The sequence below is a fragment of the Paramylibacter ulvae genome (genome assembly GCF_014652655.1).
Taxonomy (GTDB): Bacteria; Pseudomonadota; Alphaproteobacteria; order Rhodobacterales; family Rhodobacteraceae; genus Amylibacter; species Amylibacter ulvae.
Window position 1 is genome coordinate 82903 of record NZ_BMZF01000003.1, and the last position, 19555, is coordinate 102457.

Annotated in this window: 20 protein-coding genes and 1 riboswitch; of the genes, 14 read left to right on the forward strand and 6 right to left on the reverse strand. The window is 49.8% G+C overall.

Going from position 1 to position 19555, the window contains the following annotated elements; genetic code table 11:
* The first annotated feature begins 129 nt into the window (after positions 1–129).
* The 9 genes from IE094_RS07195 to IE094_RS07235 all read left to right on the forward strand — a co-directional run bounded on the left by IE094_RS07195 (position 130) and on the right by IE094_RS07235 (position 8666).
* Entirely contained in the window at positions 130–1149 is a 1020-nt protein-coding gene (locus IE094_RS07195; RefSeq protein WP_373295860.1) for a PhoH family protein, read from the forward strand.
* Positions 1142–1660, forward strand: a complete 519-nt coding sequence (gene ybeY / locus IE094_RS07200) for an rRNA maturation RNase YbeY (RefSeq protein WP_189639905.1) — start codon at positions 1142–1144, stop codon at positions 1658–1660. Before IE094_RS07195 ends, ybeY begins: the two co-directional genes overlap by 8 nt.
* A 5-nt stretch (positions 1661–1665) precedes the next feature.
* Positions 1666–2535: a hemolysin family protein gene (locus IE094_RS07205; protein ID WP_189639906.1), complete on the forward strand. Its 870-nt coding sequence runs from the start codon at positions 1666–1668 to the stop codon at positions 2533–2535.
* A 10-nt stretch (positions 2536–2545) separates the two neighbouring features.
* The gene (gene lnt / locus IE094_RS07210; protein WP_189639907.1) at positions 2546–4057 is read left to right on the forward strand and encodes an apolipoprotein N-acyltransferase; all 1512 of its coding nucleotides are present in this window, start codon (positions 2546–2548) and stop codon (positions 4055–4057) included.
* A 46-nt stretch (positions 4058–4103) separates the two neighbouring features.
* Positions 4104–4152: riboswitch (SAM-SAH riboswitch) on the forward strand.
* A 4-nt stretch (positions 4153–4156) separates the two neighbouring features.
* Positions 4157–5323, forward strand: coding sequence for a methionine adenosyltransferase (gene metK / locus IE094_RS07215; RefSeq protein WP_189639908.1), 1167 nt, complete (start codon positions 4157–4159; stop codon positions 5321–5323).
* 90 nt (positions 5324–5413) lie between these two features.
* Complete coding sequence (gene trmB / locus IE094_RS07220; protein WP_189639909.1) at positions 5414–6130, forward strand: tRNA (guanosine(46)-N7)-methyltransferase TrmB; 717 nt, start codon at positions 5414–5416, stop codon at positions 6128–6130.
* Between the two features lie 66 nt (positions 6131–6196).
* On the forward strand, positions 6197–7531 hold the full coding sequence (gene aroA, locus IE094_RS07225) for a 3-phosphoshikimate 1-carboxyvinyltransferase (protein WP_189639910.1): 1335 nt from the start codon (positions 6197–6199) through the stop codon (positions 7529–7531).
* The gene (gene cmk / locus IE094_RS07230) at positions 7528–8163 is read left to right on the forward strand and encodes a (d)CMP kinase (protein WP_189639911.1); all 636 of its coding nucleotides are present in this window, start codon (positions 7528–7530) and stop codon (positions 8161–8163) included. The genes aroA and cmk overlap by 4 nt, the downstream gene beginning before the upstream one ends.
* Positions 8164–8429: 266 nt before the next feature.
* Entirely contained in the window at positions 8430–8666 is a 237-nt protein-coding gene (locus tag IE094_RS07235; protein ID WP_189639912.1) for an EF-hand domain-containing protein, read from the forward strand.
* Between the two features lie 119 nt (positions 8667–8785).
* Here the strand turns inward: IE094_RS07235 and IE094_RS07240 are convergent, their stop codons facing one another.
* On the reverse strand, positions 8786–9835 hold the full coding sequence (locus IE094_RS07240) for a Hint domain-containing protein (protein WP_189639913.1): 1050 nt from the start codon (positions 9833–9835) through the stop codon (positions 8786–8788).
* 331 nt (positions 9836–10166) lie between these two features.
* Here IE094_RS07240 and rpsA point away from each other — a divergent pair, with 331 nt between their 5' ends.
* The 5 genes from rpsA (at position 10167) to trpB (ending at position 14772) form a co-directional block, all read left to right on the forward strand.
* Positions 10167–11846, forward strand: coding sequence for a 30S ribosomal protein S1 (gene rpsA / locus IE094_RS07245; protein ID WP_189639914.1), 1680 nt, complete (start codon positions 10167–10169; stop codon positions 11844–11846).
* A gap of 314 nt (positions 11847–12160) precedes the next feature.
* Positions 12161–12442, forward strand: a complete 282-nt coding sequence (ihfB, locus tag IE094_RS07250) for an integration host factor subunit beta (protein ID WP_189640241.1) — start codon at positions 12161–12163, stop codon at positions 12440–12442.
* Between the two features lie 49 nt (positions 12443–12491).
* On the forward strand, positions 12492–12833 hold the full coding sequence (locus IE094_RS07255; protein ID WP_189639915.1) for a LapA family protein: 342 nt from the start codon (positions 12492–12494) through the stop codon (positions 12831–12833).
* Positions 12834–12902: 69 nt separating this feature from the next.
* Positions 12903–13547 (forward strand): phosphoribosylanthranilate isomerase, encoded by a 645-nt coding sequence (locus IE094_RS07260; RefSeq protein ID WP_189639916.1) that lies wholly within the window; start codon positions 12903–12905, stop codon positions 13545–13547.
* Entirely contained in the window at positions 13537–14772 is a 1236-nt protein-coding gene (trpB, locus tag IE094_RS07265; RefSeq protein ID WP_189639917.1) for a tryptophan synthase subunit beta, read from the forward strand. Before IE094_RS07260 ends, trpB begins: the two co-directional genes overlap by 11 nt.
* A 96-nt stretch (positions 14773–14868) precedes the next feature.
* Here trpB and IE094_RS07270 read toward each other — a convergent pair whose 3' ends face one another.
* Genes IE094_RS07270 through IE094_RS07290 form a run of 5 tightly spaced genes read right to left on the reverse strand, consistent with a single transcriptional unit; the run spans position 14869 to position 19502 of the window.
* A complete protein-coding gene (locus IE094_RS07270) occupies positions 14869–15654 on the reverse strand; it encodes an SDR family NAD(P)-dependent oxidoreductase (protein ID WP_189639918.1) in 786 nt (261 codons plus the stop codon).
* Positions 15654–16361: an acylneuraminate cytidylyltransferase family protein gene (locus tag IE094_RS07275; RefSeq protein WP_189639919.1), complete on the reverse strand. Its 708-nt coding sequence runs from the start codon at positions 16359–16361 to the stop codon at positions 15654–15656. The genes IE094_RS07270 and IE094_RS07275 overlap by 1 nt, the downstream gene beginning before the upstream one ends.
* Positions 16358–17290, reverse strand: coding sequence for a Gfo/Idh/MocA family protein (locus IE094_RS07280; RefSeq protein WP_189639920.1), 933 nt, complete (start codon positions 17288–17290; stop codon positions 16358–16360). Before IE094_RS07280 ends, IE094_RS07275 begins: the two co-directional genes overlap by 4 nt.
* A gap of 60 nt (positions 17291–17350) precedes the next feature.
* Positions 17351–18475: a UDP-N-acetylglucosamine 2-epimerase gene (gene neuC / locus IE094_RS07285; RefSeq protein WP_189639921.1), complete on the reverse strand. Its 1125-nt coding sequence runs from the start codon at positions 18473–18475 to the stop codon at positions 17351–17353.
* Positions 18468–19502: an N-acetylneuraminate synthase family protein gene (locus IE094_RS07290; protein ID WP_189639922.1), complete on the reverse strand. Its 1035-nt coding sequence runs from the start codon at positions 19500–19502 to the stop codon at positions 18468–18470. Before IE094_RS07290 ends, neuC begins: the two co-directional genes overlap by 8 nt.
* Positions 19503–19555 lie beyond the last annotated feature (53 nt).

Genomic DNA, 19555 nt, shown 5'->3' on the forward strand with positions numbered 1-19555 from the left:
CGATTGCTGATATGAATTTTAAGGGTCGCATTTTTGCGGCCCTTTTATTTTGATCTTTGGCTTGCGTCGTTCACATGGTTGGGGCAACATTGAACCAAGTGAAATTTTTACCAAGAAAGGTTTGTCGATTTGACAACAGATACAATGACTCCTGCATCAAACGCAGGCGCGCCAACCGACGTTGTACTGAACTTTCCCGATAACCGATTGTTAATTGACCTTTGTGGTGAATTTGACAAAAACCTGACCCAAGTCGAAACTGCATTGCAGGTAAAAATCATCCGTCGCGGCAATGAATTGGCGCTGGTGGGTGAAATGCAGCCCACAGCGGATGCCGCGCAGGTATTGCAACAACTTTATGAGCGTTTGGAACAGGGTAAAGACCTTGAAACTGGCGATATCGACGGCGTCATTCGCATACGTCAATCGGTGCAGGGGACAGGTGTGCGCGACGGCGATCAGATCGAAATGTTCAAAGGCGGCGGTATGGAAATTCGCACGCGTAAAAAAACCGTAGAACCGCGCACCGTCACCCAAGGCAAATTTGTTGAACATTTGTTCGAAGACGAATTGGTTTTTGGTCTGGGCCCTGCGGGGACAGGTAAAACTTATCTTGCGGTAGCAGTTGCTGTTTCCATGTTCATTGACGGGTTGGTTGATAAAATCATCCTATCGCGCCCTGCGGTCGAGGCAGGTGAGAGGCTTGGTTTTCTACCAGGTGATATGAAGGACAAGGTCGACCCATATATGCAGCCGCTATATGATGCGTTGAACGACTTTTTACCGGGCAAACAGCTGGCGAAATTGATCGAAGAAAAACAAATCGAAATTGCACCGCTTGCGTTTATGCGGGGGCGGACATTATCAAACGCCTTTGTCGTGTTGGACGAGGCGCAAAATGCCACAACGATGCAGATGAAAATGTTTCTTACCCGCCTTGGCGAAGGATCGCGAATGGCGATTACGGGCGACACCAGCCAGATTGATTTGCCGCGCGGCACCAAATCAGGCTTGGTCGAGGCGGAAACCGTTCTGCGCGATGTCAAAGGTATTGGGTTTGTGAAATTCAAAGCAGAAGACGTGGTGCGCCACCCTATGGTTGCCAAAATCATCAAAGCATATGACGCAAATTCGGATCGCAATGGCTGATATCTGTGAACTGGATATCAACGATCCGCGTTGGAATGATATCGAAATTGCAAAACTGGCGGAAATTGCGTTTGCCAGTGTGCTGGCTCATCACAAATTGGACACGGATTGGGAAATTGGTGTTTTGGCCTGTTCCGATGAACGTATCGCGGAATTGAACGATACATATCGTGAGAAAAACCAACCTACCAATGTTTTGTCATGGCCAAATTTTGATTTAACCCCCGAAAATGCCGGCGCGATACCAGCGCCAACAGGCTTTGACGACAGTCTGGGCGATATTGCCGTATCCTATGACACTTGTGTGAAAGAGGCCCAAACGGGTGGTATTTCGATTCAATCCCATTTAACGCATTTGTTAATACATAGCTGTTTGCATTTGCTGGGATATGATCACGAAACTGATGCAGATGCTCAACGCATGGAAAATTTGGAAACAGAGCTACTTGCAAAACTGGGTATAGATGACCCATATAAGAACGACGCCAATAGCGGCGTGCATTTCGGATAGGAGCCATGGGCGACACAACTGACGGATCTTCTAGCGCAGCGCAGCGCGCGCAAACGCAAGTTGAACAGAAAAAAGGCGGGTTTTTGAAACGCCTCTTTGCACGCTCTGGAACGACAGAGATCGTGCAGCATCACACACACGAACATATCACAATTATGCCAGCGGGCGGATTGGGCAATCTGCGCAATTTGCGCGTGGATGATGTGGCCATTCCGCGCCCCGATATCGTGGCGGTGGGCAATGATATTGATCTGGATGGTTTGGTCGATGTGTTTCGCGACAGCGGGTATTCACGCGTACCGGTTTATAACGAAACGCTGGATGAACCGTTGGGGATGATCCACTTGAAAGACGTTGCATTGAAACATGGTTTCAACGGTAAAACGCGCCAATTTAACGTCGAAAAAATGATGCGCCCGTTATTGTTCGCCCCGCCTTCGATGCCGATTGGTGTGTTGTTGCAAAAAATGCAAACGGACCGCTTGCACATGGCCTTGGTGATTGATGAATACGGTGGCGTTGATGGGTTGGTTACGATCGAGGATTTGGTTGAACAGGTTGTCGGTGAAATTGCTGATGAACATGACGCCAAAGAAGACGAACCATGGGTCGAAGAAAAAACTGGTGTTTATCTGGTGCAAGCACGCGCCGATCTGGAAGATTTCGAAAAAGTGCTGGGTGTTGATTTATTAAGCGACACAGAGGACGAAGACATCGACACCATGGGTGGCTTAGTATTCATGTTGTCAGGGCGCGTACCCACACGCGGCGAGGTTATTTCGCACGTCTCAGGATACGAATTCGAAGTTGTGGATGCAGACCCACGTAGCATTAAAAAACTGCGCGTGTTCAAAAACAGCACCTCCCCCGCATAAGGATAACCGCGTGATCAATTTAGCGGCTCTTTCGCAAAAACCGTGGTTGTCGCGCTTTGCATATATTGTGCTTGGCCTGTTATTGGCATTCGCACATGTGCCGTTTTCAATTTATCCGCTGATGCTGATCGTAATTCCCATTGTTGGGCAGATGTTCATACATCGTACAACACCGCGCGGCGCATTTGGCATGGGGTGGTTTATTGGTTTTGGCTATTTCGCGCTGAATTTACATTGGATTGTTGAACCATTTTTGGTCGAACCCGAAATATTTGGCTGGCTTGCGCCATTTGCATTGTTTTTGATGGCGGCAGGAGCGGCGATATTTTGGGCCGTCCCGTTTGGATTATCAAAACGATTTGGACGTGATCGCGTATCGCAAATCATTCTGTTGGCGTGCTTATGGACGTTCAGCGAATATTTACGCAGTTTTATTTTCACGGGGTTTCCATGGTCGTTGCTGACCTATGCTTGGATTGATACTCCGCTGTCGCAAATGTTGGCCTATGTTGGGCCGCATGGTGCGGGGCTGATCACGCTTTTGGTGTTGTTCATCCCTGTGATGATGTCGCAAAAATGGCGGGGTGGGTTGATCGCGCTCGCCCTGATTGGGATCATTGCAATCCTTGGCTGGTTGCGCGTCCCCAACACCGTGCCAGATCATACGAGCGATACAGTTGTGCGCATGGTGCAACCAAACGCTGAACAGCACATGAAATGGCGCGCGGATATGATCCCTGTGTTTTTTGAACGCAGCGTTGCGTACACCGGCGCCAACACGCTGCGCCGCCCTGATATCGTGATCTGGCCAGAAACCAGCTTGCCGTTTCTGCTCGGTATGGACAACCAAGCATTACAAGACGTGGCCGACGCGGCAGGGAATGCATCCGTGATCGCGGGTATTCGCCGTGTCGATGATCATGGCGGTTATAATTCGCTGGTCTATCTTGATCCGCGCGGCGGGGTGACTGCGGTTTATGACAAACACCATTTGGTGCCGTTTGGTGAATACTTGCCGTTTGATGCACTGTTTTCAAAAATTGGGCTTAGTGCGATTGCTGATAACATCGGTGGGTTCACCGCGGGTACGGGGCCGCGAGTGATTGACGGGCATAATGTCCCCGATTTTATGCCGCTGATTTGTTACGAGGCGATTTTTCCATATAGCACCCATACCAAAACCCGCCCTGAATGGATGGTTCATATCACCAATGATGCGTGGTTTGGAACATTTTCAGGGCCCTATCAACATCTTGCACAAACCAAGGCGCGGGCAATTGAATCGGGGCTGCCCATTGCACGCGCGGCCAATACGGGTGTGTCTGGGATGATTGATCCCTATGGTCGCATGTCGCAATCGCTGGAACTTGGCCAATCGGGATATGTTGATGTGATACTTCCCGCACCACTCGGCAAAACCATTTATGCGCGCACGGGTGAATGGCTCTGGTTTTTGATTGCTGCGGTTTTGTCATTGTCGTGTTTGATTCCCGCAAACAGAGGGCAAAGCAGCGCACGCTGATATTATTGGATTGACCATCTGCATTTGGAACCCTAGTCATGGGTGATCAGCCCCACAACGGCTTCCTGACGTGGTGGCATTTCAATATTGGAGCGTTATATGTCCCGTAAGAATTACTTGTTTACCTCGGAATCGGTATCCGAAGGTCATCCCGATAAAGTATGCGATCGCATTTCTGATGCAATTCTCGATGCATTTATCGGCGAAGAAGAAATGGCACGCGTTGCCTGTGAAACATTCGCCACAACCGATCGCGTTGTAATCGGTGGCGAAGTAGGGCTTTCCACCCCTGCAAAGCTTGATGAATTCATGGGGCGGGTCGAAGGTATCGCACGCGAATGTGTGCGTGATATCGGCTATGAACAAGACGGGTTTCATTACGCCAATTTCGAATTGCAAAACTATCTGCACGCACAATCCGCGCATATTGCACAAGGCGTTGACAAAGATGGCGCAGGTGATCAGGGAATCATGTTTGGCTATGCGGTTGATGAAACCGATGCATTGATGCCAGCGCCGATTCTGTATTCCCACGCGATTTTGCGCAATCTTGCCAATGCGCGTAAATCTGGCGAGGCGTCCGTATTGGGTCCAGATTCCAAATCACAGTTATCTGTTAAATACGAAGATGGAAAACCCGTTGGCGTCACATCCATCGTGTTATCGACACAGCATTTGGATGAAAACATGTCATCCGCAGATGTGCGCGATGTGGTCGAACCATACATTTTGAAAACCTTGCCCAATGGTTGGGTTACACCCCAAACCGAATGGCACGTGAACCCCACAGGCAAATTCGTCATCGGTGGCCCCGATGGCGATGCGGGTCTGACGGGCCGTAAAATTATCGTTGATACCTACGGTGGTGCCGCACCTCACGGTGGTGGCGCATTTAGCGGCAAAGATCCGACAAAGGTTGACCGTTCCGCGGCTTATGCTGCGCGTTATTTGGCGAAAAACGTTGTTGCTGCTGGTTTGGCGAAACGCTGCACAATTCAGGTGTCATATGCGATTGGTGTGGCGAAACCATTGTCAATTTATTGCGACACACATGGCACAGGTCAGGTTGACGAGGCCGCGATTGAACGCGCGGTGTCACAGGCGTTTGATCTTACCCCGCGCGGAATTATCGAACATTTGCAACTGCGCCGTCCGATTTACCAACGCACCGCCGCCTATGGTCACTTTGGCCGCACGCCAACGGATGATGGCGGGTTTAGCTGGGAAAAGACAGATTTGGTCGATGCGTTGAAACGCGCTGTTTAACTAAATTCGGGCGGGTATTTCCCGCCCTTATTTTTATGCATGGGCGCAAGGTTCTAGACCTTAACGCAAGCCTGCGTTATAGCCCCCATCATGAGAGATAAACACACATCAGGCGCCCCGTGGCGCAATTTTTATGGCCGCATCAAGGGCAAAGGTCTGCGCGATAGCCAAGAACGCTATTTGGCCGAAGATTTGGGAAAACTCGCACCAAGCGGCGTGACATGGGATGATAACCCTGATCGCAAACTCGCCGATTTAACACAGTGGTTTGGCGATAGTCGCGATGTCTGGCTAGAGGTTGGATTTGGCGGTGGCGAACATATGGTGCATCAGGCCGCGAGCAATCCCGATGTTGGGATTATTGGTTGTGAGCCATATATCAACGGCGTTGCGATGTTGCTGGGTAAAATCCGTGACGCAGGCGTTGAAAACGTCAAGGTTCACGCAGGCGATGCGCGCGATATGATGGATGTCTTGCCCGAAAATTCAATCAGCCGCGCGTTTTTGCTCTACCCTGATCCGTGGCCGAAAAAGAAACATCATCGTCGGCGGTTTGTCACACCAGAACACCTTGATCCATTGGCCAAAGTGTTGAAATCAGGTGCGATTTTTCGTGTTGCCACCGATATTGAGGATTACGTGCGCCAAACCTTGGAACAGGTTTTGGCCAGTGGTGAATTTGATTGGCTCGCGGATGGTCCCGATGACTGGCGCAAACCGTGGGGTGATTGGATTTCCACGCGTTACGAGTTGAAGGCACTGCGCGAAGGGCGCACGCCGCATTATCTGACATTTCGCAAACGCTAGGTCGCTCGGTTCTGGACGCGATTGCCAAGCTGGGCTAGTAAGAACGCGCTAATTAAAGGAAATACAATGTCTGGCCACGGTACCCCCATCCCAATGACCTCGCGCGCATCTGGTGCGCTTACTGGAACGGCGAATGTCCCGGGCGATAAATCGGTTTCGCACCGCTCTTTGATCCTTGGTGCGTTGGCGGTTGGGCAAACCCATGTGACGGGTCTGCTCGAAGGGCAGGACGTGCTGGACACGGCCAAGGCAATGGCCGCATTTGGCGCGGATGTGAAACGTCTGGGTGATGGCGAATGGACAATCAATGGCGTTGGTGTTGGCGGGTTCGCCGAGCCAGAGGATGTGATTGATTGTGGTAATGCGGGAACGGGTGTGCGCTTGATTATGGGCGCAATGGCGACCAGTCCGATTAATGCAACATTTACGGGTGACGCCAGTTTGCGTTCACGCCCGATGGGGCGGATTACGGATCCACTTGCGTTGTTTGGCGCACAGGCCGTTGGGCGCGCCAATGGGTTTTTGCCACTGACCATGGTTGGGGCGCAAAACCCGATGCCCGTGCGCTATACATCCCCACATCCATCAGCACAGATTAAATCCGCTGTATTGCTTGCAGGGTTGAATGTGGCGGGTGATACCGTGTTGATTGAAAAAGAAAAAACTCGCGATCATTCTGAACGTATGTTGCGAGGGTTCGGCGCGGATGTGACCACGGTTGAAACGGATGAAGGTTTTGAAATCACACTGAAGGGGCAACCTGAATTAAAGGCGCAAACCATCGCGGTTCCACGCGATCCAAGCTCTGCTGCCTTTCCTGTTTGTGCGGCCTTGATTGTCGAGGGTTCGGATATTCTTGTGCCCAATATCGGGTTGAACCCAACCCGCGCTGGGCTGTTCACCACATTGGTTGAAATGGGCGCGGATATTACATTTGAAAATGAACGCGAAGAGGGTGGCGAACCGGTTGCCGATCTGCGCGTGCGTTCCAGCAAATTAACAGGTGTCGAGGTTCCTCCAGAACGCGCGCCTAGCATGATAGATGAATACCCGATCCTGTCGGCCGTGGCCGCATTTGCCAGCGGAAAAACCGTGATGCGTGGCGTCAAAGAGTTGCGGGTCAAGGAATGCGACCGCATTGATGCGATGGCGCGTGGGTTGGAAGCCAACGGTGTGAAAATCGAAGAGGGTGACGATTTTTTAATTGTACATGGCCAAGACGGAAGCGTGCGCGGCGGGGGAACCTGTGAAACGCATTTGGATCATCGCATTGCGATGTCATTTCTGTGTATGGGGCTGGCGACGGATGAGGCTGTGAATGTTGATGATGGCGGTGCAATCATGACAAGTTTTCCAATATTTCAAGAGCTTATGCGTAATCTGGGCGCAGATATTTCATGAGCTTTACCGTCGCCATAGATGGACCAGCGGCGGCGGGAAAGGGCACGGTTGCGCGTGCTTTGGCGGATCATTTTGGATTTGCATATCTTGATACGGGATTGTTGTACCGCGCGGTTGGGCGCAAGGTTTTGGATGCAAAACAACCCCTGACAGATACCGCATTTGCATTGAAAATGGCGCAGGAATTGGGCGAATCCGATCTGTTGCGCGATGATCTGCGCAATATGGAAACGGCCACCGCGGCAAGCGCAGTTGCGGCGATGGGTGATGTGCGCAAAGCATTGGTTTCATTCCAAAAAAGCTTTGCCAAGCGCGATGGTGGTGCGGTGCTGGATGGGCGCGATATTGGGACGGTAATTTGCCCCGATGCGGATGTGAAATTGTTTGTAACAGCCAGCGAAGAAGTGCGTGCAGAGCGACGATATAAAGAGTTGTCAGCCAAAGGTGATGACACCAGTTTTGAAGCGGTTTTAGCGGCGTTAAAAGCACGCGATGCACAGGATGCAAAACGCGATGTTGCACCAATGGTGCAGGCGGATGATGCGGTGTTGATTGATACGTCAACGATGTCGATCAGCGATGCGTTGGCGGCGGCGGTGGATGTTGTGAGCAAAACGTACAAATCCGCTTAACCCTCTAAAATCATTGGAAATATACGGTATGACAACTGTCGGACATACGTCGGACACCCGTAGGACATGTGGCGGACAGGTTTGCCCACCATAATGCGCCAAATTTGGCCGATAAATCGGCGTCATAAGCCAAAAGACGCCAGCCAATTTTTCGCCGTGAAAATAGGTTTTGCAGTTTCCAAAAATAGGATTAATGATCCGATTCAAGATCAGCATTTTGATCTTGGCGTGGGTGATTCCCCCGCCTTTTCATATCGGAGAAAAACATGAAAAAAGCTGCTGTTGTATTGCTTGCAATGGTAATGGGTACTGCTGCGTTTGCAGCGGAATTCGCGGTTATGGACACAGACCAAGACGGTGCGTTGTCTGTCACAGAATTCGCAACTGCCTACCCTGATGCGGACGAAGATTTGTTTGGTTCAATCGACACCAACACAGATGGAAGCCTGGACGAAATCGAAATCGCGGCGGCGATTGATGAGGAACTTTTATCCGCTGAATAACGATCGGCACTGACAATTATCAACAGATGTTGATTATTTGTTGGTAACGATTGAAAGATGTCAAACCCCTGTCACGATGTGGCAGGGGTTTTTTGTTGGTGAAATGTGCAAACGGTTTTTCAGTATTCAAGGTTGAGTTGAGCCAAACATTTCGCTGTCAAATCATCAACACAGGGTCGCGCAATTTGTGACGACCTCTTAAATTTACTTTGTTGTGTTGGGAAAATTTCCATCAATTCATTCGCCATAGCGGACGAGTTATCCATGTTTGGTAGATAGCTTTCGCTTAGCAAACCATTGCTATTAAGGATGTGATGTTGATCGAGCAGGAGGTGAAAATATTCGACTGTTTGCGCGGGTTCACAAATGACTGTGCGATCATTCACAAGTTTAATCGCAGGCACAAGTATTTCGGGTTGTCCAAACAAGAGCTGTGCCTGCCAGCCAGTGATGAGGATACGATGTTGTGGGGACACGACCACGTCGGTTCTCGGAATACCTTCGCCAAAGCTATCGGTACGGATACGCACGGGGCGAAAACGGGGTTCGTTTTCAAGCAAAGCCTTTGGCAGTGTTGTTTGCCAAATCTGACGTATGGGTTGTGGCTCTGAATCATAGGTGTTAACGAAATCACCGACTTTCAAGTCTTGTATACGGCGCTGACCACTTGGCGTTGCAATCATGGAATCGGCGCTAAAACATAGAGGCGTTGCTAGGCTGGTATATGGCGTTGATGGCCCTTCGGATGTGGCAATTACCGTTAAAGGCACGCCGATCGGGGGGAAACCACCCACGCCACCCTGAAATGCAAGACCTTCAACCGTGCCATAGGACACGCCGCCGCCCTCGTTTATATTGAAACCATAGACGTTATACGTGTTTCCATCTGGGTCTTGTAGAACCAAACCATATTCGGCCTCTACCCTGCTATTATCGGTATAGGTTTCACCATCAAAAACCTGTGTTCCTTCTAATGTTTGGCTATTGTCGGAATCTTGAAAGTTGGCGTCAGTGTCATCAATTGTGACAGCTTCCCAATTGTTGCTGTTTAAAGTGATAGTTACACCATCGAGATGGGCGCCATTGCCAGATGTAATGCCAGATAATTGTTCACCATCTGATACGGTAATCTGTGATTCACCAAGTGCGTATATAACCTGTGTCGCCATTTTTTTGAGCGTTCGCTTTCCCGTTGAGCCTTGCACATACATAGGCGACGGACTGTTTAATTTCAATAAATCCACAGATTGTACGCCTAGCAAGGCATAATTGCGCGGTTATCTGGGCAATGCCCTTTACCATCACCCAAAAATCCCCTATATGCGGCGCTAATCGCGCAAAGCGGCGGGGCAATGACCCCATTGAGTGAGCAGGGCTGGATAAATTCTGGCCCTTTGTGTGTTTGAAGCGAACTCTTGCACGCGTGATTGTAACGAAACCCAAAGACCCGTGGAACCAACCGCGCGGCCCGTATAAATGACTATGATAGGAAACTGATATATGTGCGCTAAAGCCACTATGGACGAGTTTGAAGCACTCTTACAAGAAAGCTTCGAAATTGACACACCTGAAGAGGGTTCTGTTGTCAAAGGTAAGATCATCGCAATCGAAGCTGGCCAAGCCATCATCGATGTAGGCTATAAAATGGAAGGCCGCGTTGATCTCAAAGAATTCGCAAGCCCCGGACAAGCAGCAGAAGTAGAAGTCGGCGATTCTGTCGAAGTCTTCTTGAAGCTGGTTGAAAATGCCCGTGGCGAAGCCGTGATTTCACGTGACGCAGCGCGTCGCGAAGAAGCATGGGATCGTTTGGAAAAAGCATACGCAGCTGAAGAGCGCGTTGAAGGCGCGATCTTTGGTCGTGTTAAAGGCGGCTTTACTGTTGATCTGGGCGGCGCTGTTGCGTTCTTGCCAGGTTCACAAGTTGACGTGCGCCCCGTGCGTGATGCTGGCCCATTGATGGGCATGGCGCAGCCGTTCCAAATTTTGAAAATGGACCGTCGTCGTGGCAACATCGTTGTATCACGTCGTGCAATCCTTGAAGAATCACGTGCAGAACAGCGCGCAGAGATCGTTGGCAAATTGGCCGAAGGCGATGCAGTTGAAGGTGTTGTGAAAAACATCACTGAATACGGTGCGTTCGTTGATCTGGGCGGCGTTGACGGCTTGTTGCACGTCACTGACATGGCTTGGTCACGTGTGAACCACCCATCAGAAGTGTTGGCAATTGGTGAAACTGTGAAAGTCCAAGTTGTGAAAATCAACAAAGAGACACACCGCATTTCATTGGGCATGAAACAGTTGCAAGACGATCCATGGGGCGATGTTGAAGCACGCTATCCGTTGGAATCAGTGCACACTGGTCGCGTAACAAACATCACCGATTACGGTGCGTTTGTTGAACTAGAAGCCGGCGTTGAAGGTTTGGTTCACGTGTCCGAAATGTCTTGGACCAAGAAAAACGTACACCCAGGCAAAATCGTTTCCACATCACAAGAAGTGGACGTTATGGTTCTGGAAATCGAAACAGCGAAACGCCGCGTTTCACTGGGTCTGAAACAAACACAAGGCAACCCATGGGAAGGTTTCGCGAAGAACTTCCCAGAAGGCCAAGTTGTTGAAGGTGAAGTTAAGAACATCACTGAATTCGGTTTGTTTGTTGGTCTAGAAGGCGACATCGACGGTATGGTTCACTTGTCCGATTTGGACTGGAACCGTTCTGGCGAAGAAGCGATCCAAGACTACAAAAAAGGCGACATCGTGAAAGCGGTTGTAACAGATGTTGATGCAGAAAAAGAACGCATCAGCCTGTCTATCAAAGCGCTAGAAGGTGACCCATTTGCAGATGCAACAGCTGGCGTGAAACGCGGTGCGGTTGTAACTGTTGAAGTGACCAAAATCGAAGATGGCGGCATCGAAGTTGAATATGACGGCATGAAAGCATTCATCCGTCGTTCCGACTTGTCTCGTGATCGCGCAGAGCAACGCCCAGAGCGTTTCAGCGTTGGTAACAAAGTGGACGCACGCGTAACATCTCTTGATCCAAAAACACGTAAACTGGGTCTGTCAATCAAAGCACGCGAAATCGCAGAAGAAAAAGAAGCGGTACAACAGTACGGTTCTTCCGATTCTGGCGCGTCATTGGGCGACATCTTGGGCGCAGCCCTGAAAGACAAAGAATAAGTTTTTCACTCCATTTTAAAAATTTTGAAGCGGCGTCCATCAGGGCGCCGTTTCTTTTTGCGCATATCTGTCCGCGCGAATCACCGCTGAAATGATGGTGGTTGATCTGTTGGACGTAGCGTCAGTCACTGATACTTTTCTGCAAACCTATGTAAACTCGCAATAAATTTTGAGTTTTGTGTAAAAATATGCATCAAATCGGAAAATTATTGAAACGACTTCTTTGCGAAACGCGCAAAGTCTGTAATATTTAAAACAGTCCGCACCGGCTGCTCGGTGATAGAGACAAAAAAGATTTGGGGAGAATGCTGGCGATGATCCGTTCGGAACTGGTGGATAAGATAGCGGCCGAAAATCCGCATCTTTATCAAAGAGATGTTGAACTGATCGTTGCGACGATTTTCGACGAAATAATAGAAGCAATGGCCAATGGCGATCGCGTTGAATTGCGCGGATTTGGTTCGTTTTCTGTGAAAAAACGCGAAGCGCGCGTCGGGCGCAATCCGCGCACTGGTGAATCTGTGCAAGTCGAAGAAAAATTCGTACCGTTTTTCAAAACCGGAAAACTTTTGCGGGATCGCTTGAACGGCGGCTGATACAAGATTACATCTTGTATAAGACTTTGCTGATCAAAGGGGCCGTATCATGCGCTATATTCGTTATGCTTTCTTTTTCGCAATCGGGCTGTGCCTGATCTTGCTGGCTTTGGCGAACCGTCAGATGGTTACGCTGAACGTGTTGCCGCATGAATTGTCAGGCGTATTTGGTATATCCGAATCCATTACATTGCCATTGTTTTTGGTCATCCTGTTGGGTGTGCTGATCGGTTTAATGATTGGTTTCGTCTGGGAATGGATGCGAGAATATAAACAACGGCGCGAGCTGGGTGCCAAGGCGAAACAAGTGCGCGGATTAGAGCGCGAAGTTGAAAAGCTAAAGGCGAAAACAGGCGAAGAAAAAGACGATGTTTTGGCGCTGTTAAAATAGTATCGCGCTTTTGCTTGGCTGACCTTCCTGTTAGGGACAATCGTAATAATTCAAATATAAGGTGCAGTCATGCGCGTGAAAATCTGTGGTCTGTCGAATGTTGAAACGCTGAATGCTGCGGTGACGGCGGGTGCGGCATATGTTGGGTTTGTGTTTTTCAAAAAATCCCCACGCCATGTGTTGATTGAACAAGCCAGAACATTGGCGCAAACCGTGCCCGTTGGCATTTGCAAAGTCGCATTGACCGTGAACGCAGACGATGCATTTCTGGATGAAATGCTGGAAAGCGTTCCCATTGATATGTTGCAATTGCACGGGAGCGAAACGCCCGATCGTGTGGCGGATGTGCGCACGCGTTACGGATTGCCCGTGATGAAGGCCGTTGGCATCGCCGATGCCGATGATTTGCCCGCAATTGGCGAATACGCACAGGTGGTGGATCAGTTGTTAATTGATGCGAAGCCACCCAAAAACGCAGACCTGCCGGGGGGGAATGGATTGGCGTTTGATTGGCGTTTAATCGCAGGGCGGCGTTGGGCGGTTCCATGGATGTTAGCGGGTGGTCTTCGCCCCGATAATGTGGCAGAAGCAATCCGTCTGACAGGGGCGCAACAGGTGGATGTTTCATCCGGTGTAGAAACCACGCCAGGCATCAAAGATGAAAAAATGATCGCGGAATTCATCCGCGCTGCGGGAGGCAAAAATGGCCACTGATATGTTTAATTCACTGATGAATGGCCCAGATGAACAGGGGCGGTTTGGTGATTTTGGCGGGCGGTTTGTATCCGAAACCCTGATGCCGTTGATTTTGGATTTAGAGGCCGAATATGAAAAGGCCAAGACCGATCCAGAATTCTGGGCGGAAATGGATGATTTGTGGAAACATTACGTTGGCCGCCCATCACCGCTATATTACGCGGATCGTTTGACCCAAGAATTTGGTGGCGCGAAAATTTACCTAAAACGCGATGAATTGAACCACACGGGTGCGCATAAGATTAACAATGTTTTGGGTCAAATCCTGTTGGCGCGACGCATGGGGAAAACACGCATTATTGCGGAAACGGGCGCAGGGCAGCACGGCGTTGCCACGGCGACAGTTTGTGCGAAATTTGGTTTGAAATGTGTGGTGTATATGGGCGCGCATGACGTTGAACGCCAAGCACCCAATGTGTTTCGGATGAAATTGCTGGGTGCCGAAGTGATCCCCGTAACATCTGGTCGTGGCACGTTGAAAGATGCGATGAACGATGCGATGCGTGACTGGGTGACATATGTTGATGAAACATTTTATTGCATCGGTACGGTTGCAGGTCCGCACCCATACCCCGCCATGGTGCGTGATTTCCAAAGCATCATCGGCAAAGAGGTTAAAACCCAAATCATGGAGGCCGAAGGTCGTTTACCCGATTCTGTGGTGGCCTGTATCGGTGGTGGATCAAATGCAATGGGTCTGTTTTACCCGTTCTTGGATGATAAATCCGTGCGCATCATCGGTGTCGAGGCAGGTGGCAAGGGCGTGAATGACAAGATGGAACATTGCGCATCGCTTACGGGCGGACGCCCCGGCGTGTTGCATGGCAACCGAACATATTTGTTGCAAGATGACGATGGGCAAATCCTTGAGGGGCATTCGATTTCTGCAGGATTGGATTACCCCGGCATCGGGCCAGAACATTCGTGGTTACATGACATTGGCCGCGCGGAATACGTTTCAGTGACCGACACAGAGGCATTAGAAGCATTTCAATTATCCTGTCGTACGGAAGGTATCATTCCCGCACTTGAACCAAGTCATGCATTGGCGCATGTGGCGAAAATTGCGGGCGATTTACCATCGGATCATTTGCTGGTGATGAATATGTGTGGCCGCGGTGACAAGGATATTTTCACCGTTGCGCGCGCGCTTGGTTGGGACATGTCCACATCAGATGCATAGGCCGTGTTCGCAAGTCGTGCGGCTAATGGATATTGAGATTAGATAGAAATGGGGCGTATCCACATTGGATGCGCCCCGTTTTTGCATCGCCTTATGTTACCAAGCGTTATAGCCGCCATCGACGTTGATAAACTGACCCGTCATATGGTTTGCGGCATTTGAGCTAAGGAAGAGTGCGACATCAGCGATTTCATCTGGTTGCGCCATGCGATCTTGCATGATCAAGGATGACACGCGTTTTTGAAATTCTTCGGAATGGCCATTGAAAACCGCACCAGGGGCAAGCGTGTTCACGGTTGCCTTTTTGCGCCAATAGCTCGCGAGCCAAAGCGTGATGCCGTGAACGCCAGCTTTGGTCGCTTGGTAAGCAGAAAAGTTTTTGAACGGCATGCCATCGTAAATATCGTGATGGGGGGCGCGAAGTGCATACATCGATGCGATATTGATCAGTTTCAGATCCCATTTTCCAATGATTTGACGATCCATTTCACGCGCGACAAGGAATGGCCCCGTGAGGTTCACATCAAGCGTTTTATTCCAAGAGGCGAGGGTGGTATTGGCAAAATCGGGGAATTCGGCACCATCCTTCATCAACATTTCACCTGTAATCGATGCGTTGTTGAAAAACACATTTGGTTCATGCCCATCACCCAAAAAACGGCTAAAGGTTTCTGTTACGGCGTCTTCGTCCGAAACATCCATTTCATAAAGCGCAAAGTTATCGTTTTTGCCGAATGTGTCGTGAAGCCCATCGTATCGAGCTCCCTTAAGTTCGGATGCGACAACCTTGGCACCTGCGTCCAACATGCGGCGCACATATGTGGTGCCAAGCACACCTCCAGAGCCGGTCAGAAAGACGGTTTTTCCAGATAAGTTGTTCATTATTTTTTACCTTCGCTCATTTGGCGCGACAGGCGCCATTCTGCATATTCGAAATCTTCGATTGCATCGATATCATGGGCACGATCAGAAGGCACAACACATGGGATCACACGCCCGTCATAAAGGAATGTGCCACGGCGCAGATATGCGGGATCCAACACATAGGTGGACGCCGCATGTTCATAGACTACTGGAGCTTGTTGGCGCGCAACGACATTTCCAGGCATAGGTTTTGAAACATGTAAGGCACCTGTTTCGTCCGCTTCCATCAAATTGAAATAAGGGTTTCTGTCGGCAATAGCACAGGTCATGACCATGTCGGGCTTTTCCGCCTGAAACAATTCCACGGCGTTTGTGATATCAATGGGTTGGCGAAGCGGTGCGGTCGCATCCACATCAACAAATACGGATACAGATTTACCGGTAACCTGTTCAACCGCCGCCAGCGCATGGCGCCAAACATCCCATTTCGATGCGGTGTCATTGGCCAGTTCATCGGGGCGCAACCCAATATCAATTGCCCCGCGTTCGGTGGCAAATTTCAACATATCCGTGCCATCGGTGGACACCACAACAGCATCAATCAGCGGGTGTTCAAGCAATTGATCAAGGCTCCATTGCAGCAAGGGTTTGCCCAATAACATTTTCATGTTTTTCCCAGGAAGCCCCTTGGATCCTGCGCGTACGCCAATATGGCCAAGTATCATGTTTTACTCCTGAGTTTGCCGGTGAATTCGCGCTGTTCATATGCTGCGCAAATGAGTTGGCAGGTTGCCATTTCGCTGTATAAGATTGGCGCGATTGGGTTTTCCAATTTTTCCCCACGCACAAGGCGAATGAAATCGGCCATTGCGTTTTGAAACATGGCCTGTCGATCAATGTCGAGGGTGAGCTGCTCAATGCCGGCATCTGTTTCAATCTGATAGATATTGTTAGCAAGATCAAATGTGATCTTTTGCGACTGCCCCCAAAGGACAAGCTTGCGCGTGCTGATGGGGCTTAGATAATCCATACAGACCGTGCCATGTGCATTTTCATTATGCAGCGCAATGCGCGTTGAAAAATCCACGCCTACGTGATCGGGGTGGGATAGACAGCCGATGGAATCAAGGTCTAGCGCCCCCATGATCGTATGCGCCATATCCAATTCATGGCACAGATCAAGCAAGACGCCACCGCCATCGGGATTGGCGGCGTAACTGTCCGAAAAATTCCAGTTTTCGCGCCATTGGTTCACATCATGTCCAATATCAAAGGTGAAGCGGTAGGTATCCAAATCCGCACTTGCCAGATAACGTATCGCTGGATGATAGCGCATCATGAAACCAGCAAAACAACGATCTGCAAGCGGGCCGAGTTGTTTCATGATCAAATCCAGATCAACCCGACGATAGGCAATCGGCTTTTCAATATAGATCGGCAGTTCATGTGCGGCCAAAATTTCAGTGATTTCTGTGCGAATTTGCGTGGCGGTACACAGAACCGCCGCTTCGAAATTATCTGACTTTAAGCGTTGTTTTAATCCGTCAATACCATCGGATTTCATGGAAATGCTGACAACATCTTGGCCAAGATGCGACAGGTTGTTTGCATGGCGTTTGCCGATGGCACCCGTTCCGATGACAAGAAAGGTCATGATATTTCCTTTCGTGAAACTGTTGCGGTGTCATGTGTTATGCAGTGATTATTCATGCCATCAATCAACAAAGGTTTTTTGCAAGCTGCGATCCCAAAACGTGTCATCGTTTAATACTTCAACAAACCGTTTCGCGGTGTCACCACCACCAAAGCCAGTGTCAGCATCAAATTTTTGCCCCCAAGAATTGGCGAAAAACGCTGCAATTTTATCGCCGTCATTTGCGGCTGTTTGGGTGATCGATGGCGCGTTTGAACGATTTGTTTGGCGTGTGCCAACATCAAGGCTCGGCACACCTAAAAATGGCGCTTCGCGCACACCTGCGGAGCTGTTGCCGATTAACGCCTTTGCGTTGCGCAACAATTCGGAAAAATACAAAAACCGCATGGATGGTATTTGACGGAAACGATCCGCAGGTAATTTGGCAATTGCGTCGAAAATTTCCGTTGATCCTGGATCATTGTTGGGCAGGATCACGACGAAATTTTTGCCGCTTTGATCCAAGGCTGCGAATAAATCGCGCGCCTGTTGCCCCATTGATTTGGTTTCGGATGTCACCGGGTGAAATGTTACGATGCCATAGTCATCAAATGGAATTTCATAGCGGGTTTTGACTTGATCAAGGCTTATCCCCGTTGGCGCCCCGTGCGCATCTAGTTCGGGCGATCCAATGGTATAAATCGTTTCAGCAGCCTCGCCCAATGCCATCACACGTGATTTTGCATTTTCTGAGCTGACAAAATGTGCCGCCGCCAATTTGGAATTACAATGGCGGAAAATTTCGTCGATCGTGCCTGATACTTCGCCACCCTCAATATGTGCGCAGCGCACATAGTTGGTTGCGCAAACCAAGGAACAGGCCAATGCTTCGACGCGATCGCCGTGAATGACCACCAGATCGGGTTGGCTTTCACGGATAAAATCGGAAAAACCAAGCACGGTTTTTGACAGAATTAAATCCTGTGGATCGCCTTCGCGTTGGTTGATAAATTCCGCGATTTCGACACCTGTAACGCGTTGCACCTCGATCCTCGTTTGGCCATAGCGTTGCATCATATGCATGCCCGTGACGAAAAAGGTAACACGAAAACCTGCATCGCGCGCAGCAATGGCCAGCGGTTCCATTTTGCCAAAATCCGCGCGTGTTCCCGTGACGAAAACCAGATGTTTCTGGGAATTAGGCATCTTCAAAATCAGACCATTTAAGTTGCTGATTACGTTTTGCCGCAACTTTTAACTTGCGCCCCAGAACCGCGTCAAATTCAAAGCCCGCGATTTCACCACTGCCTGGGCGGCGCGCCCAGATATCGGATTCACCAATCACGGTGCCTGCTGGCAAATCTTTGTCGGCGACAAGTGATCCACGCGCAAAACGATACACATCCTCTTCTGGGCCGGTGCGTTCCTTTTTATTGTGCAACGCCGTGTGAATGTGGCGTGATTTTTCAATGATCAATGCCAATTCCGCAGGGTCCATTGAGCAGACAATATCGGGGCCAACGCGTTCCATTGTATCGGTGAAGTGGCGTTCCAAAATACACGCACCCAAAGCCACGGATGACAGCGCCATTTCTGGCCCAATGGAATGGTCGGAAAATCCAACAACCGCATTTGGGAATGCTTTTTGCAAATCGGTGACACCTTGCAATGATACGATTTCAGGTGGGGATGGGTACAGGTTGGTACATTCCAACAGCGCGTATTCGATACCTGCATTGTCCAAAATTTCCACCGATGCGCGAACAGTGTCGATGGTTTGCATGCCCGTTGACATAATCACGGGCTTTCCAAAGCTCGCGATATGGCGGATCAGGGGCAGGTTGTCTGCCTCGCCCGATCCGATTTTATATGCGGGCACGTCCAGACTTTCTAAAAAATCGGCGGCGGCGCGAGAAAATGGGGTGGAAATGAAAATCATACCCAAGGATTCGGCGTACTCTTTCAATGCTTTTTCATCTTCGCGTGACAGGGCGCATTGTTCCATGACCTCCCAAATCGACACATCGGCGTTTGGTGGAAATATCTGTTTTGCCTCTTCTGTCATTTCGTCTTCGACGATATGGGTCTGGTGTTTGATCATTTCACAGCCAGATTCATGTGCCAAACGCACCATGTTTTTCGCAACCTCCAGATCACCGCCGTGGTTGATGCCAATTTCGGCGATCACAAGTGGCGGATGGTTTGGGGAAATTTCGCGGTTACCAATTTTCATGGGGCAAGTCCTTGTTGTTTTGATTGGTTTTAAACCGCATTTGAAAGGGAGGC